At 39.7% G+C, this 25,746-nt stretch carries 27 protein-coding genes and 1 pseudogene; 14 read left to right on the top strand and 14 right to left on the bottom strand.

What is annotated here, in order from left to right:
* Positions 1–140: 140 nt before the first annotated feature.
* Together LZZ98_RS07295 and coq7 are read left to right on the top strand one after the other, a co-directional pair.
* Positions 141–1,463 (top strand): MFS transporter, encoded by a 1,323-nt coding sequence (locus LZZ98_RS07295; protein ID WP_237787267.1) that lies wholly within the window; start codon positions 141–143, stop codon positions 1,461–1,463.
* A gap of 4 nt (positions 1,464–1,467) precedes the next feature.
* Entirely contained in the window at positions 1,468–2,103 is a 636-nt protein-coding gene (coq7, locus tag LZZ98_RS07290) for a 2-polyprenyl-3-methyl-6-methoxy-1,4-benzoquinone monooxygenase (RefSeq protein ID WP_237787266.1), read from the top strand.
* A gap of 53 nt (positions 2,104–2,156) precedes the next feature.
* Here the strand turns inward: coq7 and LZZ98_RS07285 are convergent, their stop codons facing one another.
* Positions 2,157–2,729: a DedA family protein gene (locus LZZ98_RS07285; RefSeq protein WP_237787265.1), complete on the bottom strand. Its 573-nt coding sequence runs from the start codon at positions 2,727–2,729 to the stop codon at positions 2,157–2,159.
* A gap of 484 nt (positions 2,730–3,213) precedes the next feature.
* Between LZZ98_RS07285 and LZZ98_RS07280 the strand changes: the two genes are divergently transcribed.
* The gene (locus LZZ98_RS07280) at positions 3,214–3,540 is read left to right on the top strand and encodes a pyrimidine/purine nucleoside phosphorylase (RefSeq protein WP_237787264.1); all 327 of its coding nucleotides are present in this window, start codon (positions 3,214–3,216) and stop codon (positions 3,538–3,540) included.
* Positions 3,541–4,679: 1,139 nt separating this feature from the next.
* On the opposite strand, the gene LZZ98_RS07275 is transcribed toward LZZ98_RS07280, so the two are convergent.
* The 9 genes and pseudogenes from LZZ98_RS07275 to LZZ98_RS07235 form a co-directional block, all read right to left on the bottom strand.
* Positions 4,680–5,117, bottom strand: a complete 438-nt coding sequence (locus tag LZZ98_RS07275; RefSeq protein ID WP_237787263.1) for a 2-amino-4-hydroxy-6-hydroxymethyldihydropteridine diphosphokinase — start codon at positions 5,115–5,117, stop codon at positions 4,680–4,682.
* Complete coding sequence (gene folB / locus LZZ98_RS07270; RefSeq protein WP_237787262.1) at positions 5,074–5,454, bottom strand: dihydroneopterin aldolase; 381 nt, start codon at positions 5,452–5,454, stop codon at positions 5,074–5,076. Before folB ends, LZZ98_RS07275 begins: the two co-directional genes overlap by 44 nt.
* Positions 5,455–5,610: 156 nt before the next feature.
* Positions 5,611–6,909 (bottom strand): ABC1 kinase family protein, encoded by a 1,299-nt coding sequence (locus tag LZZ98_RS07265; protein WP_237787261.1) that lies wholly within the window; start codon positions 6,907–6,909, stop codon positions 5,611–5,613.
* A gap of 58 nt (positions 6,910–6,967) precedes the next feature.
* Positions 6,968–7,723 carry a HesA/MoeB/ThiF family protein gene (locus LZZ98_RS07260; RefSeq protein ID WP_269091604.1) on the bottom strand — a complete coding sequence of 252 codons (756 nt, stop codon included), beginning with the start codon at positions 7,721–7,723 and terminating at the stop codon, positions 6,968–6,970.
* A 91-nt stretch (positions 7,724–7,814) separates the two neighbouring features.
* Positions 7,815–8,015, bottom strand: coding sequence for a hypothetical protein (locus tag LZZ98_RS07255; protein ID WP_237787259.1), 201 nt, complete (start codon positions 8,013–8,015; stop codon positions 7,815–7,817).
* A gap of 276 nt (positions 8,016–8,291) precedes the next feature.
* Positions 8,292–8,555: pseudogene (locus LZZ98_RS07250) on the bottom strand (ATP cone domain-containing protein); the annotation flags it as partial.
* A 231-nt stretch (positions 8,556–8,786) separates the two neighbouring features.
* Positions 8,787–10,433 carry an AMP-binding protein gene (locus tag LZZ98_RS07245; protein WP_237787258.1) on the bottom strand — a complete coding sequence of 549 codons (1,647 nt, stop codon included), beginning with the start codon at positions 10,431–10,433 and terminating at the stop codon, positions 8,787–8,789.
* 264 nt (positions 10,434–10,697) lie between these two features.
* The gene (locus LZZ98_RS07240; protein ID WP_237787257.1) at positions 10,698–11,834 is read right to left on the bottom strand and encodes an acyl-CoA dehydrogenase family protein; all 1,137 of its coding nucleotides are present in this window, start codon (positions 11,832–11,834) and stop codon (positions 10,698–10,700) included.
* Positions 11,835–12,090: 256 nt separating this feature from the next.
* Positions 12,091–12,861, bottom strand: a complete 771-nt coding sequence (locus LZZ98_RS07235; protein WP_237787256.1) for a 3-hydroxyacyl-CoA dehydrogenase — start codon at positions 12,859–12,861, stop codon at positions 12,091–12,093.
* A gap of 156 nt (positions 12,862–13,017) precedes the next feature.
* Between LZZ98_RS07235 and LZZ98_RS07230 the strand changes: the two genes are divergently transcribed.
* The 4 genes from LZZ98_RS07230 to LZZ98_RS07215 all read left to right on the top strand — a co-directional run bounded on the left by LZZ98_RS07230 (position 13,018) and on the right by LZZ98_RS07215 (position 16,975).
* Positions 13,018–14,040 (top strand): AraC family transcriptional regulator, encoded by a 1,023-nt coding sequence (locus LZZ98_RS07230; RefSeq protein ID WP_237787255.1) that lies wholly within the window; start codon positions 13,018–13,020, stop codon positions 14,038–14,040.
* A 210-nt stretch (positions 14,041–14,250) separates the two neighbouring features.
* Positions 14,251–14,604, top strand: coding sequence for a hypothetical protein (locus LZZ98_RS07225; protein ID WP_237787254.1), 354 nt, complete (start codon positions 14,251–14,253; stop codon positions 14,602–14,604).
* A gap of 572 nt (positions 14,605–15,176) precedes the next feature.
* Positions 15,177–16,145, top strand: a complete 969-nt coding sequence (locus LZZ98_RS07220; RefSeq protein WP_237787253.1) for an aliphatic sulfonate ABC transporter substrate-binding protein — start codon at positions 15,177–15,179, stop codon at positions 16,143–16,145.
* Positions 16,145–16,975, top strand: a complete 831-nt coding sequence (locus LZZ98_RS07215; RefSeq protein WP_237787252.1) for an ABC transporter permease — start codon at positions 16,145–16,147, stop codon at positions 16,973–16,975. The genes LZZ98_RS07220 and LZZ98_RS07215 overlap by 1 nt, the downstream gene beginning before the upstream one ends.
* 44 nt (positions 16,976–17,019) lie before the next feature.
* On the opposite strand, the gene prmC is transcribed toward LZZ98_RS07215, so the two are convergent.
* On the bottom strand, positions 17,020–17,838 hold the full coding sequence (prmC, locus tag LZZ98_RS07210; RefSeq protein WP_237787251.1) for a peptide chain release factor N(5)-glutamine methyltransferase: 819 nt from the start codon (positions 17,836–17,838) through the stop codon (positions 17,020–17,022).
* A complete protein-coding gene (gene prfA / locus LZZ98_RS07205) occupies positions 17,838–18,926 on the bottom strand; it encodes a peptide chain release factor 1 (RefSeq protein ID WP_237787250.1) in 1,089 nt (362 codons plus the stop codon). Before prfA ends, prmC begins: the two co-directional genes overlap by 1 nt.
* Positions 18,927–19,292: 366 nt before the next feature.
* Between prfA and LZZ98_RS07200 the strand changes: the two genes are divergently transcribed.
* The 7 genes from LZZ98_RS07200 (at position 19,293) to LZZ98_RS07170 (ending at position 23,854) form a co-directional block, all read left to right on the top strand.
* Positions 19,293–19,724, top strand: a complete 432-nt coding sequence (locus LZZ98_RS07200; RefSeq protein WP_086175054.1) for a hypothetical protein — start codon at positions 19,293–19,295, stop codon at positions 19,722–19,724.
* 192 nt (positions 19,725–19,916) lie between these two features.
* Complete coding sequence (locus LZZ98_RS07195; RefSeq protein WP_237787249.1) at positions 19,917–20,432, top strand: hypothetical protein; 516 nt, start codon at positions 19,917–19,919, stop codon at positions 20,430–20,432.
* Positions 20,433–20,590: 158 nt separating this feature from the next.
* On the top strand, positions 20,591–21,592 hold the full coding sequence (locus LZZ98_RS07190) for an LLM class flavin-dependent oxidoreductase (protein ID WP_237787248.1): 1,002 nt from the start codon (positions 20,591–20,593) through the stop codon (positions 21,590–21,592).
* A gap of 171 nt (positions 21,593–21,763) precedes the next feature.
* Complete coding sequence (gene yiaA / locus LZZ98_RS07185; protein WP_237787247.1) at positions 21,764–22,171, top strand: inner membrane protein YiaA; 408 nt, start codon at positions 21,764–21,766, stop codon at positions 22,169–22,171.
* 546 nt (positions 22,172–22,717) lie between these two features.
* Complete coding sequence (locus LZZ98_RS07180; protein ID WP_237787246.1) at positions 22,718–22,885, top strand: hypothetical protein; 168 nt, start codon at positions 22,718–22,720, stop codon at positions 22,883–22,885.
* A gap of 112 nt (positions 22,886–22,997) precedes the next feature.
* Positions 22,998–23,279, top strand: a complete 282-nt coding sequence (locus tag LZZ98_RS07175) for a hypothetical protein (RefSeq protein ID WP_237787245.1) — start codon at positions 22,998–23,000, stop codon at positions 23,277–23,279.
* 20 nt (positions 23,280–23,299) lie between these two features.
* Complete coding sequence (locus LZZ98_RS07170) at positions 23,300–23,854, top strand: flavoprotein (protein WP_237787244.1); 555 nt, start codon at positions 23,300–23,302, stop codon at positions 23,852–23,854.
* A 70-nt stretch (positions 23,855–23,924) separates the two neighbouring features.
* Here the strand turns inward: LZZ98_RS07170 and LZZ98_RS07165 are convergent, their stop codons facing one another.
* Together LZZ98_RS07165 and ppsR are read right to left on the bottom strand one after the other, a co-directional pair.
* A complete protein-coding gene (locus tag LZZ98_RS07165) occupies positions 23,925–24,668 on the bottom strand; it encodes a hypothetical protein (protein WP_237787243.1) in 744 nt (247 codons plus the stop codon).
* Positions 24,669–24,771: 103 nt separating this feature from the next.
* Entirely contained in the window at positions 24,772–25,608 is an 837-nt protein-coding gene (ppsR, locus tag LZZ98_RS07160; protein ID WP_086175047.1) for a posphoenolpyruvate synthetase regulatory kinase/phosphorylase PpsR, read from the bottom strand.
* Positions 25,609–25,746: the final 138 nt, after the last annotated feature.

The raw sequence follows: 25,746 nt of genomic DNA, 5'->3' as shown, positions 1-25,746 counted from the left end.
TGCCCGATGAAAGCTTGCTAACAAACTCAAATCTATTGGAATTTTCCCAAAAGTATAGGTTGAAAACATCATACATGATTTTTATTGTGTTTTACCAAATGCTCACATTTCTTAATAAAACTTAATGAAGTCCAGAAACCATGGAAAAAAATGAACATCTTCTAGGCACACGTCGATTCCTACCGATGTTTGTCACTCAATTTTTTGGTGCCCTGAATGACAACGTCTATAAACAGGCCTTGTTGCTGGTCATTACCTATGGTTGGATCAATCAGCAAAGTGCCAGTATAAGTACACTCAACAATCTCGCGGCCTTGTTGTTTATTTTACCCTATTTCATTTTCTCTGCGACAGCCGGACAGATTGCCGACAAATACGAACGCTCACAACTTGTACGGGGAATCAAGATTCTCGAAATTGTGATTATGCTGATTGGTTCTGCTGGCTTTTTACTGGGTCATTTGTGGCTTTTATTAGTGGCTCTATTTTTAATGGGCACTCACTCTACCTTTTTCGGCCCAATCAAATACGCTATTTTGCCGGAAATTTTAAAGCCTAATGAACTGATGTCGGGCAATGCCTTATTTCAGTCAGGAACTTCAATTGCCATTTTAGTCGGGATGATTTTAGGTGGCGCAGTAATTTCCGCATCAGACGGTAATTTGATCTGGATTAGTCTTACTATAGTGAGCATTGCAGTTTTAGGTTATTTCTCCAGTCGTTTTGTATTAGAGCAAAAAGTGACTGCAGCTGATGTACACATTGACTGGAACTTTTTTAGAACCAGCTTTCAAACCCTGGGCTATGCCAAAAGTTTACCGGTCGTGTTCCTAATTTTACTGGGCAATTCCTGGTACTGGTTTTATGGAGCAACCTATCTCACCCAAATTCCACAACTGACTCAACAGAACCTGCACGCCTCTGAAAACGTAGTCAGTTTGCTATTAACTTTCTTTTCTGTAGGGATTGGGGTGGGCTCATTATTGTGCCGCAGAATTGGCGGTGCAGAAATTAATTTGAAGATGGTTCCGATTGGGGCGATTGGCTTAACCGTATTTGCTTTTTATCTGGCCGCAAGTTTGGCTTTTGTGCCTGAACGTACTGGCGAGATGCTCGGCTTGAAAGATATCTTTACCCAAGGCTGGAGCTATTACCATGTCATGCTTGCTGTGACATTGCTCGGCATGAGTGGCGGTTTTTATATCGTACCGCTTTATGCCATGATGCAGGCCTTTTCACCACAATCACATCGTGCCCGTGTGGTTGCCGCAAACAACATTTTAAATGCCGTATTCATGGTATCCTCTGCAATATTCTCCATTATCATCTTAAGTGTACTTAAGATTGATATTAAAATACTTTTTAGTATCACAGCAATTCTAAGCGCCATTTTCACTACATGGCTCCTGTTTAAGCTCAAGCCCATGCTTGCAGCACAGCAACAAGATGCTTTAGAGGATTAATTTTATGCGCCAATATACCGGTATCGACAAATTTATTCATTCGTTTGACCAAGCGCTACGCAGTCTGGTTCCCGGAACAACCTCTGCCCATCGTGAAAATCCAGGCCATGATGTAGAAACCAAATTAGGCGTCAGTGAAGCACGCCATGTCGCAGGGTTAATGAGGGTCAATCATAGTGGTGAAGTATGTGCCCAAGCGCTATATCATGGCCAGGCGCTCACCGCCAAACTCCCCAATGTACGCCTTGAAATGGAACAGGCTGCAATTGAAGAACAGGATCATTTGGCCTGGTGTGAAGACCGTTTAAAAGAACTGGATAGCCATACCAGTTTGCTCAATCCGGTTTGGTACGGCCTGTCTTTTGGTATGGGTGCGATTGCCGGTATCGCCGGTGATAAATATAGTCTGGGCTTTGTGGCAGAAACAGAACGTCAGGTCAGCTTACATTTGCAGCATCACATCAGCCAGTTGCCTGAACAGGATGATCGTTCACGTAAAATATTAGTGCAAATGAATGAAGATGAGTTGCACCATAGAGATACCGCGTTAAATGCTGGAGGTGTAGATTTACCTGCACCAGTACGTATTACCATGACGGCAATTTCCAAACTGATGACCAAGACCAGTTATTATATTTAATCAACATATTCATGTTTTAAGCCTACTTTCAAAGTGGGCTTTTTTATGCCTATTCATCGCATTTTTTTATATCGGATGACAATGGCATACATGATCCGAAGCAATAAAATACAGGCCACCACTGCAAGAATAATATAAAGATCATGATGATAAGGCAGTATTTTTGCCCAAAATACATGTAACCAGTAGCTAATCTGCAATCCCACACTCACAACAACAAAGGCCCAGATTAAACAGGCCAGCAGATTAATCAGCATATATTTCCACAGCGGATAAGCTTTAATCCCTATGGATATGGGCAGAATAGTTCTAAGCCCCCATGCAAATCGCATCAATAAAATGGTCAGCACCGGATAATGATCGATGATGATGCTGGCCTGGGCAAATTTTTGCGCCAATTGCGGCTTGCTTTGGATGATTTTCTGGCCATAGCGCATACCTATTTGATAGTAAAATTGATCGCCAATAAAACCACCTGCCATCGCGACCATAATGAGTATCCAGAAATGGAAAATATGCTGATGCACCGCATAGGCTCCCAATATCAGGACGGTTTCACCTTCTAATAGAGTTCCAATAAAAATGGCAAAATAGCCATAATGTTGCAGTAGATCAGTCCAGTTCATTTTTTTAATGTGTCTGATAACAGTTTTACTATCTTCACCAGATCGCTATTCATTGCAAAGACCAGTCTGGTTGCTTTTTTCAGCATTTATATTTCATCAGTAAAATAAAGTGATTTCTCGGCCGATATCATCTCATCCATATTTGTTACTTTTAGCTTTGCCTCGGGCATGGCATTATTTATATATTTGTTATTCATCTGCAATAAACTGTTTTTAAAAAGCTTTTTTCATTCAAAAAAATGAATCCAAAAATATAAGAGATAAACCTGTTTCCTTGTAAGTTTTAGCTTACAACACTTGTCTAAAATTTTATTGGCATAAATAAGCTTTTATAGCGCCGTATGAAGCTTTTATTCTTGTAAAATTTATACAATACGATGACCAAAACATATAAAAAAATTGATTCGTATACTTTATAAAAATAAATATTAGCTGCACAAACAACAAAAAAAACCAACAACAAAAATAATTTAAGGAGCAAGGTATGTCTACTCAGTTCAATTTTGTCTCTGTCAAAAAAAAATCAAACATTCATTTTGATGGCTGTTCTGTAAGTCATGTGATTGAGTTGAAAGATGGAACCAAAAAAACCATAGGTGTGATTCTTCCCACAGAACGCCCTCTTGTTTTTGAAACTCTGGTTGCTGAACGCATAGAAATCGTTTCAGGCAAGTGTCTGGTTCAAATTGGTAAAAGTCGAGAGAGTCAAACTTATCATGCAGGTGAATCTTTTTATGTACCTAAAAAAACTCAATTTAAAATCATCACTGATAATATAATCGATTATGTTTGCCATCTGGAAGATCGTTAAGATTGTCTGCAACCTGCATTACACAGTAATTGATCAACAATAAAAAAAAGCCCGACATCCTGTCGGGCTGTTTCGTATTGGTTCGCTCGGTATAACTCCTGTCCTACCTTACTGTCCTTGTGCTTGTCTATTGTTATTCTTGTGTGGAACTTCCTGTTCCTGATGAGTTCATCATTGAAATTCCCACTATTCCAACCAGAAGCTATAACCTTGAATTCATGTGAGCAAATGCGTACAAAGCCGATTAAAAATTGTCCCAGGTTTATCCGCAGAAATTGGGGATAACTTTTGCCTTGGAAAGGCCGGAAATATTGAAAAAAGTTTCAATTTGATTAAAAAATGACCTTTTTTTATTGGCAAAAGATTCCACTTTTGACTAAAAAGAAACCTACTTGTTTCAAATCCGGTTTTATTAGAAATTTCATATTTGCTTAAGTATTTGAAATTTAATATTTAAATTAATTTCGTTTCGTATAAGCACCATTATGTTAAATAGAGGTCATTTGGAAAAGCTATCTAATAATTAAAATGAAGAACATTCCTGTAAAAATGGTTCCAATTATGAAATATATCAAAGGCACAAAATATCTTTGATACCAATGTGGGCTTTTCCCTTCACTGTCTATAAGACATCTTTCATTCCAAGTTGGTATGAGAAATATTAAAGCACAAGATATGAAAACAACTATTTTATTAAAACTAGATAAATCATTAATATAGTTTAAACCACTGTGTCTTTGAGCGAGCAGAAAGAACATAATTATTGGATAGAGTAGGAATCCCAGTAAGAGCCCTAACCACGTTAATGCATTATTACTCACAAAAAACTCACTAAATTTTAGTTTTTCTAAAATTAACATAATACACGTTATGCGAAGTTCAAAATTTATTTTTATAAATCATTAATTTAACATAAATCAAAAAATCCAATCCTTATAGAATCGTCTTTTTGATTGATTTTTAACGTTCCACGCCTAATATTTGATCATTTTTTCATAATTTAAATAACTTAGACTTTATAAGCACTCACCTTTTGTCCTATGTTTATTGCTTGATTAAACAAATTAACTGTTCAGGTTAATCTTATTTAGCTTAGGCTATTTAATAAAAAAGACTATACTTGATTCATCGAATAAAAGTTATTTCATCCAATTTACCACTGGAAATTGATGTTTTTCGTGCTGAAAGTCGTTACTTTGCCAAATATCCCACATTGGAATTTTGACATCTAAAGCCAAAGGCAATTTTTTTGGATTAAACTGCATGTGCTGTAAATCACTGCCCCAGGCAATTAAATCGACATCCAAAGAAATTTGATGTGAAGGTCGTACACGGCCAGAATCCGCTTCCATTTTTTTTAATAGCGCAATGATATCATCCACCAATATGGCTGATTTTAACAAACATGCCGCATTCCAATAGTCTGCACCTACTGCATCCCGGCACGGGATCACATAAATGTTCGAGAATTGAACTTGTCCAATTTCAGCAATCTGGGCAAATGCCTGCTTAAAATGAAGTTCAGGATTACAATTACTCGCCAGAGCTAAGGCGAATATCGTTTCGGTGGCGTTCAAGACGAATTCCTACAGAATTTGCTTGCGCGATAATGGCAGGCTTACGGATAGTAATCATAATCGATTCTATGGCCGGAAAGGTAGTAAAAAGCGCATTGAGCACAAGTTTTGCCGCATGTTCGATCAATTTTGGCTGGGCATTCTGAATGACCTTTGCTGAAATCTCGCAAATTTCCGCATAATTCAGGGTATGTTCCAATTCATCCGAACTAGCGGCTTGCTCCAGACTGGTCTGAATGGTCATATCCAGCATTAAAGGCTGCATGATTTGACGCTCCCAAGCGAAACATCCCACTACAGTATCAACCCTTAAACCTTCAATGATAATTGCGTCCATTTTTAACCTTTCATTAATTTATAATCCCTCCCTTGCGAAACAATGTTTCTCACCCTTTAAAAAGGGAGGAGCTTTAAGCTGGCTCAACAGAAGTTGAATAGTCAAAAAGTCCCTCTTTAATAAAGGGGGATTTAGGGGGATTTTCTTAAAAATACTTTAATGCTTTAACAGCAAATTCGGATCCAGAGTTTGCACCATTTGCAGTCTCTGGTCTGCATAAATATCGGTATACGGTGCCAGAATGCGCATAAAGCGATCGAAATACAGCATTTGCTTAAACAGCAAGGCAAAGTCACGCGGGAAACGAATACCATGACGCTCCCCTACATCCACCATATCCATCATGATGTCATTTAAATCAGCAGGATTGGAAGTCAGCAATTCTTGAGGATCGGCCATAAGCACGCCACTAAATAAGCGCTCTAAATCAGCTGCGAGTACTTGAGTATCAATTTTCTTGTCAGTCATGCCCATTTTCAGCATGTTTTCTGCCATCAAGGTGTAATCGGTGTTTTGCAATGCATCCATAAAGGCAATACATGCGGTCCAAACTTCAGGTTTCAGCTGACCGACGATGCCAAAATCGATAAAACCAACACGACCATCTTCAAGCAGCATCAGGTTTCCGGCATGTAAATCGGCATGGAAGCTGTTACACATCATCAGGCTACCGAACCATGTATTCATGGCGGTAATGAGCACTTGAGATGGATCTTTAGCCACCTTTTTTACCACTTCAAAATCGGTCAATGGCACGCCATACAAACGCTGCATGGTTAAAACACGGCGGGTTGAATATTGGTGATAAACCTTTGGTGCTGTGGCTTTCTGATTTTGCGTCACATTCAGATAATTGACAAAATCATCCAGGTTTTGTGCTTCTTCAATAAAATCCACTTCACGCACCATACGGCTTTTAATTTCATCGACTATATCGGCAAGTGATGCAAATTTTACTTTCGGCACCGCTTTTTCTAAAATTTTAGTCGCCCAGTGCAATACATTTAAGTCGGTGTACAGAATGGTTTCTACACCCGGCTTTTGCACTTTAATCACCACATCTTCACCGGTCACCAGTTTTGCTGCATGAACCTGAGCAATAGAGGCTGAAGCTAATGGTTTTTCGTCAATTGAGGCAAACATTTCATCTAAATTTCGGCCTGCAAATTCAGAAGCCAATACTCCTTGCACATAATTGAATGGCAGAGATGGTGTTTGATCTAGACAGCCCTGAAATTCTTCCACATATTCACGTGGAAACAATGAAGGTGTACTAGCAATAAACTGTCCCAGCTTGATATAAGTTGAACCTAATGATTCAAAGGTTTCACGCATCAGTTTGGCGTTACTTGGTTTTTCTGTGGCGTATTTAATGCCGGCTTTAGCTGCAATAACAGCAGTTTCCCCAACACGGGCAACCGAACGCAGTCCATCTAACCAGATATTGTTTTTCATAATGTCAGCTTAGAATTAAATTGTAGTGAGTGTAGCAAAAAAAATTAGCCTTGCAGTTCTATCTTGCCTGACAGATTGGACAATCTGTATCTTTTTCGAAAGCAAGTAAGCGCTGTTTCATGCTTAAACCATCCCAAAGCATCAGTTTTTGCTTCAGTGGTGTTTTGCCCAAACCCAAATAAAGCAAGGCATGATGGGCTTGCAAGCTTGCCATCACATTAGGCGTAGTGGCTAATACGCCAGAATCGGCACAGCGCAGGTTTTCATTCGCATGCTGTTCTTTGGGAAATAAACATTCATAACAGGCAGATTCGCCTTCTACCATAAACAGTTGTCCCTGAAAACCAATGGCTGAGGCACTGATTAAAGGTACATTGAATTGCTTGCAGATTTGGTTAACTAAGTAACGGGTGGTGAAATTATCGCAGCCGTCTAAAACCAGATCTTGATTTGAAATCAGTTGTTCTGCATTGCTTTGATCCAGTTTGACCGTTTGAGATTCAACCCGAATATACGGATTAATCTTCTGTAAGCGTTTTGCCAGTATTTCAGATTTATAGAAACCAATATTGTCTTCCACATAGGCTATTTGCCGTTGTAGATTACTCATTTCGATCGTATCAGCATCGATTAAGGTAATTTGTCCCACGCCTGCACGTGCAAGTAGTTCCGCAGTTGTACAGCCAATTCCACCACACCCCACAATCAAGACATTGGCAAGTTTAAGTTTTTCCTGTGCTTCAATATCCCAGCCATCTAACAAAATTTGACGGCTATAGAGATGCATTTCTTCATCAGTTAACTCTAGGTCCATATCGAGTGGGTTGGTCACTTAAAATTTCCATCATAAAAACAGACAGTATTATTTTATACCATCTGTTTTTTAGAAACAGATAAAATAGTATTTAAGGTAATAAAGCTTTTATAATTGGTATCAACCAGTTATCAAGTTTAAATTCTATCAAAAGTAAATTTATGCACTTAAAAATTTCTACTACTAATTTAATATAAGCAGTATGTTTTTCAATCTTCAGTTCCATAAATTTTGATTGAGAATTTAAGTTTTTGACATTACTGTTTTTTGGCTTTTTCTTACGTCTAGCCATTTATATTTACTCCGAATTAAGAGCATTTTGGGGCTACACGCTTGGTATCAATAATAAACAGTAATGAATCCCAAACGTGTAATTAAATTACGTTGGGACATTAAAAAAAACCTATTAAGCAGAAATAGCTATTTGTTTTTGTAGGGAAAAAATACGAATAGTTTTAAATATTATTGGTAGGTAAATCATATCTAATTGTTTAATAAATACTGAACATATAGTTACTAATTTCTGTTTTAACAATCCTTTAATTGAAGAAAGTAAAAAATAAAAATTAATTTTTACATTAATAATTTCTTGAATTTCTTCAACATGAATCGTACCGCCTGACGGTAACCGACGGTTAAACGTGTTCATGACCATTTCAGTCAGTTGTTCTATACGATCATGAATACGGCTTGAGCCTGTTCTTTGTTGGCCTTCAACAGCTAAAAAAGCCTTACCTATGGTTACAGAAATTTTTTCAGCATCAAAAGCGGCAATATCACCGGTACGTTTAATCACCTGAAGTTGACCAGGAATTGAAGTGATTACGCTCATGTTGGCATAGCTCCATTATCATCTATTGTTTTATGTATATGGATCATTTAAATTAATTAAAACTTGTCATAGTGTTCGAGGAATAAACACAAGAACTAGTGTTTAAAATAAAATCAACCACAAGATAAGGGAAAAATTAGGATAGATCAATATTCACTTTAAATAATTAATCAATAAAAAAGCACCCTTTCGGGTGCAAAGAGCATGAAACTTTTTTAACTAGAGATTGGCTTATCCCACTTTTTGAATTCCCTGTATTTTGGCAATTTCCTGTTGTTTGAGTAAATTTCGCTGAATTTTACCACTTGACGTTTTAGGAAGACTCTCCACAAATTCAATTTCTTTAGGATAAGCATGTTTGGACAAACGTGAACGCACATATTCCTGAAGTTTACGGCTTAACTCCTCTGAAGCTGAAAATTGCGGTTTGAGTACCACAAAGGCTTTCACCACTTCTGTACGCTCCGGATCTGGCTTACCAATTACTGCCGATTCCAAAACCTGTTCACATTCCAGTAAAGTACTTTCCACATCGAAAGGACCTACACGATAGCCTGACGTTGTAATGACATCGTCAGCACGTCCAATAAAATCTACCCCACCAAACTCATTTAATTTAACGGTATCGCCGGTTAAATAATAATGACCCACAAAAGATTTAAGGTTATGACCGTCATAACCTTTAAACCAGGCCAAAGGTGATTGTGAGTAATCGATGGCAAGTGTACCAATACCACCTTTTTCAACCTCTTTATGATCTTTATTCAATACCGTAAAACGATGTCCGGGAATGGCATAACCTGCTGAACCGACTTTCTTTTCATGCTCTAAAGCATGATGGTTAGCAATCACCATGCCCAGTTCAGTTTGTCCATATTGATCATAAATATTCACATTCAAATCATGGTTAAACCAGTGAATCACTTCAGGGGTTAACGGTTCACCTGCACTGCTTACCACACGTAAATGCGTTTTAATGGATGGATCAAATTTTTCTTTAAATCCAAAGAACATACGGAATGCAGTTGGCGAACCGGTTAAATTGCTCACTTTATATTTTTTAATCACTTGCACGGCGTTATCTACACTAAACGCACGTTCATCCATAATAATACTGTGGCCCAAACTTAAAGGTCCGGTAATACCGTAATACAAGCCATACGCCCAACCCGGATCAGCCAGGTTCCAGAAAGAATCATCTTCACGTAAATCGACAGCATGGGTCATATAACCTTTAAATGCCAATACCGCTTTTAAAGGAACAGGAACGGATTTTGCCAATCCAGTCGTGCCAGAAGTAAACATCATCAGAAAATCATCTTCAAAGTTTTGCATCACGGGTGCAAAAGACGAAGATTGCTTGTCGAGTTCTGTCCAAAAATCATCATCCTGACGATTTGAATGATCTGACTGATGCACGGTTAGAATATGCGGGACAGCGATACTATTCAGTTTTGGACGCTGCTCTTGATTGGTCACAATAAATTGAGTTTTAGCAGTATTCACACGATGTTCAATCGCTTTGGATTCAAACGCGGTAAACAATGGCTGATAAATTGCACCCATGCGCCAGGTGGCTAAAATGGTAATCAGAAATTCAGGGGTACGTGGCAATAAACCTGCTACACAATCACCTGCTTTCAAGTCACGCGAAGTAAAGTAATTTGCCAATTTCCCAGAAGCATCTGCCAGTTGTTCAAATGTCCACTGTTCAGATTCGCCATTTTTGCCTTCCCAGATTAATGCTGTTTTATTTAAACCGAGATAACGCTCACAACATTCGATATAGGCATTAACTGCCTGAGATGTACCGACCAGTTGTTCAGCAAGAAAATTATCAAAATTAAACTCTTGATGTGCTTGTTGTAGTGTCTTCATAGCGACAGCCTCTCATCCGTTATTTTATAAACAAAGCTCCTGCCTTGTTTGATCCATTTTGCTTATTGTTCTCAGTCTAAAAATGCCAAAATTCATTCAGCATTTTTAATCTTTTTACTTCAATATCGACTTAAATAATTACTTAGATAACTTACTTTAGATAATCATGATTGCTGACATCCTGCAATTTCCGAATCCATCAAAAAATGTGCAGGATTTGAGCACCCACTAAAGTCTAAAATTTAACCACCATTAAATTACTATTCAGATTTTAGTGACTTCTCGGGCAATGACTAGGCGCTGAATGTCAGATGCACCTTCATAAATTTGGCTGACCCGTACATCACGATAAATTCGCTCTACAGGAAAATCAGAGACATAGCCATAACCGCCATGAATTTGAATCGCATCAGAACAGACACGTTCTGCCATGGTTGATGCAAACAGCTTGGCCATTGAGGCCTCTTTTAAGCACGGTAAACCTGCATCTTTTAAAGTCGCAGCATGGAAAATCAGCTGACGTGCAGCTTCAATCTGGGTGGCCATATCTGCCAGACGAAATGCCACCGCCTGATGCTGAACAATCTCTACACCAAAAGCCTTACGCTCATTGGCATATTCCACTGCAGCATCCAAAGCCGCACGTGCCATTCCGACTGATTGTGCCGCAATACCAATACGTCCTGATTCCAGGTTAGATAAAGCAATTTTGTACCCTTCGCCCTCTTTACCTAATAAATTTTCGGCAGGAATTCGACAGTTTTCAAAAATAATGGTTGCGGTATCTGAACAGTGTTGTCCCATTTTTTCTTCAAGTCGGGAAACGATATAACCTTGGGTATCTGTTGGTACAATGAAACAGGAAATGCCTTTTTTCCCCGCCGATTTATCCGTCACAGCAAATACAATCGCAACTTGGGCATGTTTGCCTGTGGTAATGAACTGTTTAGTGCCATTCAGTACCCAAAAATCACCATCACGTTCTGCTTTACATTCCAGCGAACCTGCATCTGAACCGGCTTGCGGCTCTGTTAAACAGAAACAGCCTAACCATTCACCGGTGGCAAGTTTGGTTAAATATTTTTGCTTTTGCTCTTCTGTACCGTAACGTTGGGTAATTCCGCAAGGCAATGAGTTTTGCACGCTCACAATAGTAGAAATCGCCCCGTCACCTGCGGCAATTTCTTCCAAAGCAGCCACAAGGGATACATAGTCCAGACCTGCACCGCCCCATTGTTCTGAAACCGTCATGCCTAAAGCACCCAGCTCACCTAGTTCTTTCAGTTCTTGCGCGGGAAATTGAGCGGTTTTATCACGTTCTGCTGCGGTAGGTTTCAGCTTGTTTTGCGAATAATTGCGCAACATGTCCTGAACCATTTTTTGTTCATCATTTAAAATCATTGAGTTTCCCTCTCATGGTCAGGTTTTTATTAAATTTTTTAAAATTTGATACGTGAAAAAGTCATTTGCAACTGTTCGAGACAGGATTACATCATTCTGTAATGTTTCTGCGAGTTCTTGATCACAAGACGCAATTTAACGAGTTTTGCAAATGACAATGGTTTTGGTTACTTTTGCCGAAACAAAAGTAACGGAATTAGCTGCTGCAAAATAATTAATAAAGGTATGACTCCGTAGTGACATACCCCAAAAAAAGTTATTTAGGCTGCATACGAATCGCCCCATCTAGACGAATCACTTCACCATTCAGATAACTGTTTTCAAAAATATGCCCCACCAGATGTGCAAACTCTTCCGGCTTGGCTAAACGTGATGGAAACGGCACCATTTGTCCCAAAGCATCCTGTACATTTTGTGGCATCGCCTTGAGCATAGGCGTTTCCATAATGCCCGGTGCAATGGTCATCACACGAATCGCTTCACGTGCAAGCTCACGTGCCAAAGGTAAAGTCATGGCAACCACGGCACCTTTCGATGCTGCATAAGCGGACTGACCAATTTGACCATCAAATGCAGCAACTGAAGCTGTATTTACGATGACACCGCGCTCTTCTTCACCCGACTGTAATTGATATTTCGCCATCAAGCTTGCCGCAAAACGAATCATGTTGAATGTGCCATTCACATTAATATTCAACACACGTTGGAACATGGCAAAATCATGAATGCCATCACGGCCCAGCACTTTGGCAGAAGGTGCAATACCGGCGCAATTCACCAGACCATTCAATTGGCCATATTGCTGAGCTACATTGTCAAAGAACACCTGAACTGCATGCTCATCTGTAACATCCAGCTTGACAAATGCAGCATGCTCGCCTAAACGCTGCTGCATTTCCAGGCCTAGCTCATGATTCATATCGACCATAATCACTTTAGCGCCCTGACCCACCAGATATGTTGCCGTCGCGGCACCCAAACCTGATGCACCACCGGTCACTACGAACACTTTTCCTTGGATTTTCATTTTATTTTCCTGTTAATTCTTTGAATAAACACTCGACTTAAGATGCAGAGTAAATGCAGTTAAGCTAGAGTACAATTTCCAAACGTTGCATCCTCTATGATGGATTTGGACAATCCCAGCCACGGCAGCAAAAATACGGAATATGGATAACGGCGCATGAATGAACAGGATTTAGACTACAGCAAAGGTACGATTTCAATCAGCCTGGTGCATGAGGCACTGCTCAATGCGCAGCAACAAGGTCTGGACATTCAAAATATTCTGATGAAATCAGGCATTCCCGATGAATTGATGCACTCCAGCAAAGCCCGAGTATCCGTTTCCCAATACGCCCAGCTCTGGACCGAGCTTGCCGATGCCATGAATGATGAGTTTTTTGGCATGGATAGCCATCCCATGCGACGTGGCAGCTTTAAGCTCTTGTCGCAATTGGTTATGCAAGCGGAGACTTTAGAAAAAGCCCTGCAACATATTCTGCAATTCTTAAATCTGCTGCTGGATGATTTTGTCAGTCAGTTATTTGTGCAGGAAAACTATGCCTATATTGTGATTTATGAACAAAAACAGACCAAAAGAATGTTCAGCTATGCCACCTATTTAATGCTGATTCATGGCTTGATGTGCTGGTTAAGCGGACAAAGAGTTTTACTGAATCAGATTCAGCTTAAATGTGATGCACCTCTGGATGATCAGGACTATAAGGTGCGATTTTGTGAAAATATCCAATACAATAGTGATGAAAATTACATCCAGTTCGATGCCAATTATTTAAAAATCCAGATCAAACAAGATCAGCAATCATGGTATCAATTTATCAGGCAGACCCCGCAAAACTTGCTGGTGCGTTTTAAAAACCCGCATGCCATCAGCTCCCAGATCCGTAAACATTTAATGCATGTTCCTCCCGCTGAATGGCTGGAACTGAATGAAATTGCCCAGCGTTTGAATATGTCGGATGCCACCATGCAACGGCGCTTAAAAAGCGAAGGTGTCAGTTATCAGCAACTTAAAAATGATATCCGGCGTGATACGGCCATTGAATTGCTGACCAAAACAGAAAAAACCTTGCAGGAAATTAGCGATGAATTAAGCTTTCATGATCCGAGTGCCTTTCACCGTGCTTTTAAAAAATGGACCGGAGTTAGTCCCGGTGCCTATCGGCAGAACCAAGATCAATAAGTTAAATCGCTTGCTGAAAAAATGAATCTTTTATTGAAGATTTAATAATTCTTTGCTTTTCATTATCTTAAAAAAATGACACATTTTTCGTCGGAATCTAGTTGCAAAAAATACCAAATTAGATTACTTTTCAACCAATTTAAAGGCATATCTTTATGCCATCCCTGCTGTACTCCTCCCCATGAAACACCTTAGATTAAAGGTTCTGACATGCTTAAGATGATTGATGTACTAGAGCAAAGCTTGGTGCAAAATTTTACTCATTCTCTCAACGCTCAAACTGGCCAATTCGATGAATTATTCAATCAGGGCATTTTAAATAGTTCTGATTCTGAACTGCAAAAAGCGGTGCTCAGTTTCTTTAAACGTGCTGATGCCATTGAATCCGCTCAGGCTCTTGATATCAGTGCCGACCGCATTACAGCTTTACAAGCGGGTGTGGCATTGAAAGATGATCAATATCTTGCAGATACAGCAAAAATTGTCGCGCTTTGTTTAGCCCTTGAAACCAACAGCTTAGAGCAAGTTGAAGTTTCAGACTGCTTACAAGATTATCCGATGTAATCTTCCTGTATATAAAAAACGGCTCATAGGAGCCGTTTTTTAATGCACATCATTGCTCAATCTTTAAAACTTGAATGAAATAACCATGCTTCAAGCTTTAACAACTTAGTGCGGTTCTGGGTTTGATTCTAATTTTGTTTGCGCAGCTGTTTAAGCTTTCAGGTCTAATACCTTATTTGAAAAGCAGTGTTCCGTCACAGCTCAACCTCAGTAAAATGCTAGGATCATTCACAATTCAAACCTGTCGGCAATTTAGCGGTATTTTTATTATTTCAGATTTCTTCTCATAAAGCCATTTGTCATTACATTGAAATTACTATGAAATAACAAAAGCCATTTACAATCTAAAAATTTCTTTATTTTCCTTTTATTCATGTTGATGTATGTTTTTCGTATAAAATGAAAATATAAGAAAATTAAAAATAAATTTAATTATTTTTCAATTACTTAATGTAAGTTCATCAGCATATCTGGAATTAAGATAATTTTATAAAAATTACTTTTTTGTCTTATCTCTTCACTCACTGGCACTATTCGCTGCATCTCATTCAAATCATTTAATTGGGGCTTGTATGCAAAAGTCTGGTTTTAAAACGAAAATATTCTCTGCGATAACATTGGGCCTGATCAGTCAATATAGCTTAGCGGCTCTCCCGGATACGCTAAAGCTGGATTATGCTTATTATGCTCCGACCAGTTTGGTGGTGAAGGAACAAAAACTTTTAGAAAAAGCTTTACCTAATACCCAGATTAAATGGGTATTTAGCCAAGGCAGTAACCGCTCTCTAGAATATTTAAATAGCGGCAGTGTGGATTTTTCCTCAACCGCCGGTTTGGCTGCCGTCTTGAGCCGTGCCAATGGTAGTCCAATTAAAACGGTTTATATCCAGAGTCAGCCTGAATGGACTGCCTTATTAGTTGCAAAAAATTCTCCAATTAAAAGCCTAAAAGATTTAAAAGGGAAAAAAATTGCCGCCACCAAAGGTACAGACCCATTCCTGTTTACCTTACAGGCACTGGAAACTGCAGGCTTGAATAAGAAGGATGTTCAGCTTGTACATCTGCAACATCCAGATGGTAAAACCGCGCTTGAACGTGGACAAGTCGATGCCTGGGCAGGCTTAGATCCGCTGATGGCTGCTGCTCAAGTCCAGTCGGGTGCAAAACTGCTGTATCGAAATGTCGGTTTTAATAGTTACAGCGTATTAAGTACCAAGGAACAATTTGCCAACCAGAGTCCTGAGGCTATTGAAGCGGTGATTAAAGCCTATGAACAGGCACGTAAATGGGCCAAAGCCAATCCGGCTAAACTGGCCGAATTGCTGGCGCGTGAATCGAAATTGCCTATTGCTGTGGCAAAACTGCAACTCAGCCGTACCAATTTTGAGCAAAATATTCCAACAGCCAAGCATATTAATGCCCTGAAAAAATCTGGAACCATTTTGACTGAAGAAGAACTGGTGCGTAACGGTACCAACGTCAATCAAGTCGTGGATCAACTGTTTGATGCCAAATATGCACAAAAGGTTGTAAAAAAATAATGAGTTCGTCTGCAACAACGAATAAGGCGCCGGTTCAACCTGAAGTTGATAGAGTCCCAGCGCCTGGCTTGCTTAGATTATTAAGCAAACTGAAGGGGCTGGTCATCCCAGTTTTTGCGTTGATCCTGTGTGAAATTTTGGTTAGAAACGGTTTTATAGAGCCCTACCTGCTCCCCGCTCCCAGCAGTTTATGGCAATCACTTTTGGAGCTATCTTCTGGCGATTTGTGGTTGCATATTTGGACCAGTACCTGGCGGGTATTTCTAGGCTTCTTTATCGGTAGCGGGCTTGCGCTGGTTTTCGCAATTTTTGTAGGCTTAAATAAACAGGCTGAAGAATTTTTAGAACCTTCTTTTTCAGCGATTAAGTCGATTCCCAGTCTGGCTTGGATTCCGTTGTTACTGCTGTGGTTAGGTATTGATGAAGCCTCTAAAATCACCTTAATTGCCATCGGTGCATTTTTCCCGACCTATACCAATACCGTGGCCGCGATTCAGGGCGTAGACCGTAAACTGATTGAAGTGGCGCAAGTTTACCGTCTGAAATACTTTCAACAGATTAAGGAGATTGTGCTGCCTGCGGCATCCCCTGGTATTTTAACCGGTTTACGCAACAGCTTAAGTTTATCCTGGATGTTTATGATTGCCGCTGAACTGATTGCAGCCACTCAAGGGATTGGTTATTTACTTAGTGATGGACGGGAAACCTCGCGACCTGACATTGTGATTATTGCGATTATTTTATTGGCCATTTTAGGAAAATTAACCGATAGTTTAATGAAGCTTGCTGAAAACTGGTTATTACGCTGGCGCGATGTGGTCAAAAAATAAAGCGCTTTTGAGCGCTTTATTTTTTAAATTGATTGCTTTTTCAGCTATCTTGAACAGCCGATCGTCACACGGTTATTGCCGCCGTAATCTTTAATGGTTTGAATATCTTTATAACCATATTTTTTAAACAGTTGATACACTACACCAGCTTGATCATAACCATGCTCAAGTGCAACCCAACCATTAGCAGTTAACCATTTTTTACCATTTTGAATAATAAATTCAATATCGGCCAGACCATTATTTCCTGCCACCAAAGCACGTCTAGGCTCAGAGCCTAAATCTTTCATATGCTTGTCTTGCGGATCAATATAGGGTGGATTCGACACAATTACATCAAAGAACTGGTTTTTTTCTAGCGCTTTAAACCAACTGCCTAATGCGAATTTCACCTGAGCTAAATCATGCTTTTCAGCATTAAACTGTGCAACTTCCAAAGTTGGCGCATAGATATCCGTTGCAGTAACGGCCCATTCAGGATGTTCACTGGCAAGTGATAAGGCAATGGCCCCGGTTCCGGTGCCCAAATCGACAATACGGGCATCTTCAGGGAGTTCCAGACGTAATACTGTTTCAACCAGTACTTCAGTATCAGGTCGTGGCACCAAAGTATCTTTGGTGACTTTTAAATCTAAAGTCCAAAAGGGTTGTGAACCGGTGACATAAGCCAAAGGTTCGCCATCTTCTATTCGGTTTAAACCATCAATATAAGCATGTTCTTGCTCTGCAGTCAGCTCTTGGTCTTTCTTCATGATCAAATCAAAAGAGTCGATCTTGGTAATGTGTTCTAGCAACCACGCATTTTCTTGACGTTCGTAGCTTTCTGGTTCACCACGTAAAGCCAAGGCTTGTAAAATATTCATTATCCACCATTCTGCTGTGCAAGCATCGCCAACTGATCTGCCTGATATTCGCGATGCAAACTATCCAGCAATTCGTTCAAATCACCTTCCATCACCGCATCTAACTTATATAAGGTTAGGTTAATACGGTGATCGGTCATCCGACCTTGCGGATAGTTATAGGTACGAATACGTTCTGAACGGTCGCCCGAACCAACCAGGTCACGGCGCATTTCCGAAGTTGCGGCATCTGCTGCTGCACGTTTGGCATTTTCCAGACGGGAAACCAACAGCGCCATGGCTTTGGCCTTGTTCTTATGCTGTGAACGCTCATCCTGACATTCCACCACAGTACCGGTTGGAATGTGGGTAATACGTACCGCAGAATCGGTTTTGTTAATGTGCTGACCACCCGCACCCGATGCGCGGTAAGTATCGATACGCAAGTCTGCCGGGTTAATATCGACTGAAGTGTCTACATCGACTTCAGGCAAAATGGCAACGGTACATGCTGAAGTATGTACTCGACCTTGAGACTCGGTTGCAGGTACACGTTGTACACGGTGCGCACCACTTTCAAATTTCAGTCGACCATATACGCCTTCGCCATTAATCAGGCAGATGACTTCTTTATAGCCGCCATGTTCGCCTTCATTTTCCGACAGAATTTCCAGACGCCAGCCTCGACTTTCCGCATATTTACTATACATACGGAATAAATCTCCCGAGAAAATCGCAGCTTCATCACCGCCTGTTCCGGCACGAATTTCCAGATACGCAGAGTTGGCATCATTTGGATCTTTCGGAATCATCAGGATATTTAGATCTGCTTCGAGTTGTTCTAGCAGTGCTTTATTGTCTTTAATTTCTTCCTGCGCCATCTCCTTAAAGTCAGGATCTGACAGCATGGCTTCGGCAGTTTCAATGTCTTCTTCGGCCTGACGGAATTTAGTCCAGACTTCGGTAATTTCGGATAAATCACTATGCTCACGAGACAATTGACGGAAGCGTTTGTTATCTGAAATCACTTCAACGTCGGCAAGTAATGCATTTAATTCTTCGTGACGGTCAGAAAGTTGATCTAATCGTAAACGCAACGATTCTTTCATTTGCTAAAATATCTCAATAAAAAGGCCATCTCCATGTCGGACTAGACATCGATCAGCGCAAAAAAATTGTGCCTAGTGTAACGATTCTAAGGGCTAAATGACATAGATATTGTGCGGACAAAACCCCTTACACACTGAGATTTTTTTCAACCAAGCTTTACTTCGCTCCTCGTTTTCTTCATATTTTAATTGCAAATGCATACTTTCTGATCGCTTTTCAACATTGTTAAAGAAACTTTACAAAGCAGACACTAAACGCCACAACTATGAACTATCCTCTCCACATTGTTGGAAAAAATTTTTGTTACATTTGCCGCCATCGAAATAACTTACTGACAATGTCCACTTTTGGACACGGAGTTAACTATGAAACTTAATGCACTATTACTCAGCGCAACATTAGCCACTGCATCGATGTTTACTGTGACTGCTCATGCAGACAACTCTACTCGTATTGCAGCAACTTCTGCATTAGGTAGCGTAGCCGGTACTGCTATCGGTAAACAAATGGGTGGTAACACTGGAGCAATGATTGGTTCTGCAATCGGTGGTGCGGGTGGTGCTGCTGTTTCAGCGGATAGACGTGACCGTACTGGCGCTGCAATTGGTGGTGGTTTAGGCGGTGTTGGTGGTTACACTGTAGGTAAAAGCATGGGTGGTACCACTGGCGGTTATGTTGGTTCAGCTCTAGGTGCTGCGGGTGGTTCAGTTCTTGGTAAAAAAGTATCACAAGACCGTCATGCTGATCAACGCAAGTACAAAAAACACTCTAAAAAATATTATCGCAGCCATCGTTAATACATCATTAACTGACTGGATAAAAAAGTACCTTCGGGTGCTTTTTTTATTTATTCTTCTTATTGACTGTTAATTATGAATAAATGCGTCAGAAAAAAAATACAAATCATAAACAACTCATCCATTTTTATTTCTACATCTTTTATTACATTTAAGCCAATAGATAACAAAAGCTTCCCTCTGGAGTTTGCCATGAAATTTAATTCAATAATTCTAGCTGCTGTCGTAACAACATCTGCTTTAACAATGACAACCGCCAATGCAGGCAATACAACAAATACAGCCTTAACTTCTGCCCTAGGTGGGGTGGTTGGTGCCGCAGTAGGTAAACAAATGGGTGGTACTACAGGTGCCATGATTGGTTCCGCCATTGGTGGTGGTGCCGGAGCGGGTGTTGCTGCAAATAAGCGTGACCGTACTGGCGCTGTGATCGGTGGTGCTTTAGGCGGTGCCGGTGGCTATACCGTAGGCAAAAACATGGGCGGTACCAACGGTGGTTATATTGGCGCTGGCTTAGGTTCTGCCGGTGGTGCAGTTCTCGGTAAAAAAGTCAGTGAAGACCGCCGTTATGATGATCGCGATGAGGATCGTTATGATCGCGATGACCGTCGTCGTTATAATGATCGCTATGACCGCCGTAATAATGGTTACCGTTACAGTGACCGCCACGACAATGGCCGTCATTTAGGCTGGAACAAACATCGTTAATTTTAAAAATTCAATTTAAAGCACCTTCGGGTGCTTTTTTTATAGTTGCGATGAGCACAACCCTATTTACACAACTCACCCATATATCGAAAAAAAACGATATACAAATTCAGGCAAGCATCGTATGCTTTTCTTAGCCCTGATATTAGAGAAAACCAATGCGTTCTTTAAAAGATACCCAATTTTCAATTCTGGACTTAGTTCCTGTTCGTGAAAATAAAAGCATTCAATCTTCATTGCATCATGCACTTGCTTTGGCTCAACATGCCGAAAAATTAGGTTATAAACGCTTATGGCTGGCTGAACATCACAATATGTCCGGTATTGCCAGTTCAGCAACTTCTGTTCTCTTAGGCTATTTATTGGCAAATACGCAAACTTTAAAAGTCGGTTCAGGCGGTATTATGCTGCCGAACCATGCCCCTTTAATAGTTGCAGAGCAATTTGGCACTTTAGCAACACTCTATCCAAACCGTATTGAACTTGGTCTTGGTCGTGCACCGGGTACAGATCAAAATACAATGCGTGCACTGCGTCGTGGTCAGCAAGAAACTGAAGATCAATTCCCGCAAGATGTACTGGAAATTCTGCAATACTTTAAAGACCCACTACCACAACAACGTATTGTGGCAACTCCAGGCCAAAGTACCCATGTTCCTGTCTGGCTATTGGGCTCTAGTTTGTTTAGCGCACAACTGGCTGCAAAATTGGGACTGCCCTATTCATTTGCCTCACATTTTGCGCCGCGTATGCTGGATCAAGCCATCAAACTGTATAGAGAAAACTTTGAACCCTCAGAATATCTGGAGCGACCTTATGTGTCGATGGGTGTACCTACTGTCATAGCTGATACAGATGAAGAAGCGCAATATTTAGCAACATCACCCTATCAGCGTATTATCTCAATGTTCCGTAACCAACGCGGCAAGTTGAAACCACCAATCGAAAATATTGATGAAATTTGGACACCATCTGAGAAAATGTCGGTGCAACAGTTCTATGCCATGGCACAAATTGGTTCTAAAGAAACGGTAAAAGCAGGTCTTGAACGTCTACTTGAACGCTATGAGGTGAATGAGTTTATCTTTACCTGTGACATTTATGACACAGAAAAACGTATTAAAAACTTTGAGTTATTAATGGATATCAAGAATTCTTGATTCTGGGTCAAAAATCTAAAAAGCACCTGTAGCGGTGCTTTTTTTATGCAAAAAATTCAAGTAAATGAGCTCCTTCATTTAAAAAATGAGTCATAACAATAATTGCGAAATGCTGGAGCTTAGGCTTAATAGCTGTATAAAAAACAAACTCATATAAAAATGGACAATAAAATGAATCAATATATCAATAAACCTAGCTCTGCATTTATTGCTGCAAGCTGGCTGGCGCTGATCGCAGGTGCAGCAGCCTACATAATTGGTCTCTGGAATGCAGAAATGCGGTTAAATGAAAAAGGCTATTATCTGATCCTGATTTTGTATGGCCCATTTGCTGCAGTATCATTACAAAAAATTGTCCGCGATAAACTCGAAGGAATTCATGTCACTGGCATATATTTTGGGTTGTGCTGGGCCTCCATTGCAATCTGCATTGCCTTATTGACCATAGGTTTGTGGAATGCTTCACTACAATTGAGTGAAAAAGGCTTTTATATTATGGCTTTTTTACTCAGCTTATTTGGTACTGTTGCCGTGCAAAAAAATATCCGTGATTTAGACTATCTACGCGTTTATAGCTAGCCACCGAGTATGCCAAATTATTCAACTACAGAATTGCACTCCCCAGAACAGGATAACGAAAAAAACTAACTGCTTTTAGAGGTGTTTTATTCCCAGCAGTACTTTCCTTATCATTAAACAATCCCATACATTTTAAAGATAAGACTTGGCCCTTAATGACAAGTCTTATATTTAATATCAAATAGTTAAATAAATTATTCCAATAAATCAGCAAACTAAATAATTAACAAAAATGCTCACCTGATTTTAAGCATTTAAGAAAATTACATTGTCAGGCTTTTTCATACACTTGTAATTAAATAATGATTTTACAGGTATACAGGATGGCTTCACTCGACTTGGAAAAAATGCTGGATAAAGTCAAAAATACCCAATAGACCTTATCTGATATTGACTGGGATGCACCAGGAAAAGAATTGATCATGGCTGAACAATGGCCAAATCTTAAAGAATTTATGACCGATTTAATGTGGATTGAACATGCCGGTGCACGCGCTTTTGCGGCCATGTCAAAAAAAGCGTCCAATCCGGTGTTGGCTGAAATGTATGCCCTTTTATATTTTAGGTGCGGTCATTCCCATGCTGGAAGTTGCCCTGGATGGTGCCTTATGTACTTTTTTACTGGACAGTGTAGATGATCCTGTTTGTCATCAGGCATTTAAATTGATCAATGGCGATGAAGCTCGTCACCTCGGTGTGGGTTTTTTAGTGTGATGGAAGCGCAAGGCTATAATAAAACTTTTATTCAACTGGCGCAGATGGCTGCCAAAGCCGTAGACCCGCGCATGTTGCTCGGTATTTTAGCCTATTACCCCTGATCAATAAAATGCGTGACAATGTGATCAAATTAGGGCTTGCAGAAGAAAAACTCTATGCTGCCATGAACAAGTTTTCCAGAATTGGCGGCCGAACTGCAGCCGGACGTCGCAATCCCTGGTATCAGATTATCCAGTTCCATGCTTACAAAGTGGTCGACCGCAAGCAAAAATGGTTCCATATTCCAGTAGATGCCATGGTAACGATGACTGACAAGATTCCAGAAAAATCTTTACCAAAAGTTCCATCTTGGATATACCAGTTAACTGCAGAACCAACTGCAACGAAGTAAAAATAATAAAGGATATGAAAATGGTTAACAAGAAGAAGAGTCCATTGGATGGTTTCTTTCAAAATTCACCCGAGTTTTTCCAGAAATTCCAGGGAAAAATTGTCGCCTCTGAAGATATTAAAAACTTTGATTTTACAAATTTAAATGTGGCTGTTGTGAGGGGCAACCAAATGACAATCATGCATCTGGAGCAGATCTGCAGTACTGCAAAATTTGTGAAAGTATTCCAGAATATGCCTTTGTTTATTTTGCCGCAAACTGAAAAAGGCATTCACAAACTGCTTTCACATCCTTTAATTATCAAGAATCGTCGTTTGTTTAATAACCGCGTTAAATCATTATTGGCGATTCGCTATCTTGAATCGCAAGTTCAGGATACCTGGTTAAAACGCCAACTCATGCCCAATTCAGCTTCTGAAAACAAGATTTTTTTCAAATCTGATAGTTATTACGCTGCACTACAACGCGAGAATTGCAAGCTGATTACCTGGCCTGTGGTGAAAATCACTGAAAATGCCGTACAAAGCATGGAAGGTGTTGAACATCTGGTAGATGTAATTATTAGCACCTATTAAGGGCGAGTATTTGCCATCAAAAATTAGAGGCTTAGAAGCCTCTTTTTTTATTGGTTTTATTGAATAGCCTTTATTTGACTGTGCCCATATATCGATAATAATTTTTATCCTTTTGATAACGCAGATAATTTGAAGTTAACTCACCTGAAGATTTCACCACTAAAATATCGATATTTTTTAAATCCTTAGATACCCGAATATAGTGCTGATTCATATCAAAAGGCTCTATATTTTTGGGATAATAATTGCAGTCATAATCGACATCGATATGGTTCATTGTTTGAGTTCTGGTTTTAAACACATCAATAGCTTTATATTGCGCATTTTTGATTTGTGCTGCCTGTATAGCATAAGCCCCGACACAACTACTGCCTACATAAGTACTGGAAATGAAATAAACCGCTTGCTGATTCAATTGCGTTTGCTGAATGGATCGAATAAATCCACCACCCTTTACGGCTTGAGTAATGACTTTATTGCCCTGTTTAAATTGCACATAGGAATCAAATTCGCGCATCGTACCGCCTGCAGAAACATCAAATGTATAAAATTTAAGCTTTCGATCAGGACTATAATTTACAAAAACCATGCTTTTGCTGCTTAATTTTTTAAAATCATAAGCAAAACTTTGCGGATTCTGTTTAATAAATTCCTTTATTTTTAATGCAACTTCCTGGTTCACACCCTCATTTTCATAGCGGTCAGTTAAGCGGATTTGTTCATATTGATTGATTATTCGGGTTTCAAAATCAGCCACAGATGCTGCAAAAATTGAGCTATTTGCCAGACTGAGCCAGGCAAACAAAAAGACCATTATTTTTGGCTTTAATATTTTATTCATATAATAACCATTTTTATTTTCGATTATTAAAACATAGAGTTAAACCTTGATTTAACTCTAGTTTAAAACTTTTCAATTAACCAATACGACGTTTCAGGCCAGTCATTTGCAAAACACGGGTTGAAATTTCTTCAATCGACATTTCAGAAACGTTCAGATATTTAATGCCTTCTGAAATATAAATACCTTCTACCGCACGCAGTTCCATCTGGCATTGACTGAAACTTGCATAACGGCTGTTGGCTTTACGCTCGGTACGAATCGCGACAAGTCGCTCTGCATCAATCATTAAGCCAAATAGTTTATGTTTATGTGCTCTTAACACCGCAGGTAAACGGTTGTCATCCAGGTCTTCTTCAGTCAATGGATAGTTTGCAACACGAATTCCAAATTGTAATGACAAATAAATTGAAGTTGGTGTTTTACCGGAACGAGATACCCCAATCAGGATCAAATCGGCCTTGTCATAATGACGTGTGCGTGCGCCATCATCGTTATCCAGGGCAAAATGTACCGCATCAATACGTGCCTTATATGACTCGGAATCGGTCACGGCATGGGTTTGTCCGACTAAAGTTGTAGGCGCAGTACCCAAAACCTCAGACAACTTACCAATAAGCCCTTCAAAAACATCAAGATTTACTGCATTTGCAGTATTAATAATATCACGTACATAAGGGTCTACCAGAGTATCAAACACCAAAGGTTGTTGCCCGTCTTGATCAGCACGCTGGTTAATTTCAGCTACAACATTCATTGCAGCTTCTTCGGAACTGATATAAGGAATAATATGAATGTCAAAATCTACATGAGGAAACTGCGCTAACAGTGAGTGTCCAAGGGTTTCAGCAGTAATTGCAGTACCATCGGAGATAAAAAACACACTGCGCTTAATCTGTTTACCTTCTGACATTAAAATTCTCCTTAAATATTTGTCTTAGTGCTATATAATCTTTATAGTAAACCATCTTACATGACTGTCGCCCAGTAAATTCTTAAAGCTCGGCGATTTGCTATAATTTCATGCCAAGATAGTGATTAATACTGCATA

Source organism: Acinetobacter sp. SM34 (assembly GCF_022012365.1).
Classification (GTDB): domain Bacteria; phylum Pseudomonadota; class Gammaproteobacteria; order Pseudomonadales; family Moraxellaceae; genus Acinetobacter.
Note: the sequence above shows the minus strand (reverse complement) of the source record. Positions and strands in the feature narration are given on the sequence as shown.

Coding starts and splice junctions, on each gene's coding strand:
- LZZ98_RS07285 (WP_237787265.1), bottom strand. CDS start 2,729: ATGAACTGGACTGATCTACTGCAACATTATGGCTATTTTGCCATTTTT.
- LZZ98_RS07280 (WP_237787264.1), top strand. CDS start 3,214: ATGTCTACTCAGTTCAATTTTGTCTCTGTCAAAAAAAAATCAAACATT.
- yiaA (WP_237787247.1), top strand. CDS start 21,764: ATGAATCAATATATCAATAAACCTAGCTCTGCATTTATTGCTGCAAGC.
- LZZ98_RS07240 (WP_237787257.1), bottom strand. CDS start 11,834: ATGATTTTAAATGATGAACAAAAAATGGTTCAGGACATGTTGCGCAAT.
- LZZ98_RS07180 (WP_237787246.1), top strand. CDS start 22,718: ATGCCCTTTTATATTTTAGGTGCGGTCATTCCCATGCTGGAAGTTGCC.
- LZZ98_RS07200 (WP_086175054.1), top strand. CDS start 19,293: ATGAAACTTAATGCACTATTACTCAGCGCAACATTAGCCACTGCATCG.
- LZZ98_RS07295 (WP_237787267.1), top strand. CDS start 141: ATGGAAAAAAATGAACATCTTCTAGGCACACGTCGATTCCTACCGATG.
- prmC (WP_237787251.1), bottom strand. CDS start 17,838: ATGAATATTTTACAAGCCTTGGCTTTACGTGGTGAACCAGAAAGCTAC.
- LZZ98_RS07215 (WP_237787252.1), top strand. CDS start 16,145: ATGAGTTCGTCTGCAACAACGAATAAGGCGCCGGTTCAACCTGAAGTT.
- ppsR (WP_086175047.1), bottom strand. CDS start 25,608: ATGTCAGAAGGTAAACAGATTAAGCGCAGTGTGTTTTTTATCTCCGAT.
- coq7 (WP_237787266.1), top strand. CDS start 1,468: ATGCGCCAATATACCGGTATCGACAAATTTATTCATTCGTTTGACCAA.
- folB (WP_237787262.1), bottom strand. CDS start 5,454: ATGGACGCAATTATCATTGAAGGTTTAAGGGTTGATACTGTAGTGGGA.
- LZZ98_RS07255 (WP_237787259.1), bottom strand. CDS start 8,015: ATGGCTAGACGTAAGAAAAAGCCAAAAAACAGTAATGTCAAAAACTTA.
- LZZ98_RS07230 (WP_237787255.1), top strand. CDS start 13,018: ATGAATGAACAGGATTTAGACTACAGCAAAGGTACGATTTCAATCAGC.
- LZZ98_RS07225 (WP_237787254.1), top strand. CDS start 14,251: ATGCTTAAGATGATTGATGTACTAGAGCAAAGCTTGGTGCAAAATTTT.
- LZZ98_RS07260 (WP_269091604.1), bottom strand. CDS start 7,723: ATGGACCTAGAGTTAACTGATGAAGAAATGCATCTCTATAGCCGTCAA.
- LZZ98_RS07165 (WP_237787243.1), bottom strand. CDS start 24,668: ATGGTCTTTTTGTTTGCCTGGCTCAGTCTGGCAAATAGCTCAATTTTT.
- LZZ98_RS07195 (WP_237787249.1), top strand. CDS start 19,917: ATGAAATTTAATTCAATAATTCTAGCTGCTGTCGTAACAACATCTGCT.
- prfA (WP_237787250.1), bottom strand. CDS start 18,926: ATGAAAGAATCGTTGCGTTTACGATTAGATCAACTTTCTGACCGTCAC.
- LZZ98_RS07190 (WP_237787248.1), top strand. CDS start 20,591: ATGCGTTCTTTAAAAGATACCCAATTTTCAATTCTGGACTTAGTTCCT.
- LZZ98_RS07245 (WP_237787258.1), bottom strand. CDS start 10,433: ATGAAGACACTACAACAAGCACATCAAGAGTTTAATTTTGATAATTTT.
- LZZ98_RS07175 (WP_237787245.1), top strand. CDS start 22,998: ATGCGTGACAATGTGATCAAATTAGGGCTTGCAGAAGAAAAACTCTAT.
- LZZ98_RS07220 (WP_237787253.1), top strand. CDS start 15,177: ATGCAAAAGTCTGGTTTTAAAACGAAAATATTCTCTGCGATAACATTG.
- LZZ98_RS07235 (WP_237787256.1), bottom strand. CDS start 12,861: ATGAAAATCCAAGGAAAAGTGTTCGTAGTGACCGGTGGTGCATCAGGT.
- LZZ98_RS07265 (WP_237787261.1), bottom strand. CDS start 6,909: ATGAAAAACAATATCTGGTTAGATGGACTGCGTTCGGTTGCCCGTGTT.
- LZZ98_RS07170 (WP_237787244.1), top strand. CDS start 23,300: ATGGTTAACAAGAAGAAGAGTCCATTGGATGGTTTCTTTCAAAATTCA.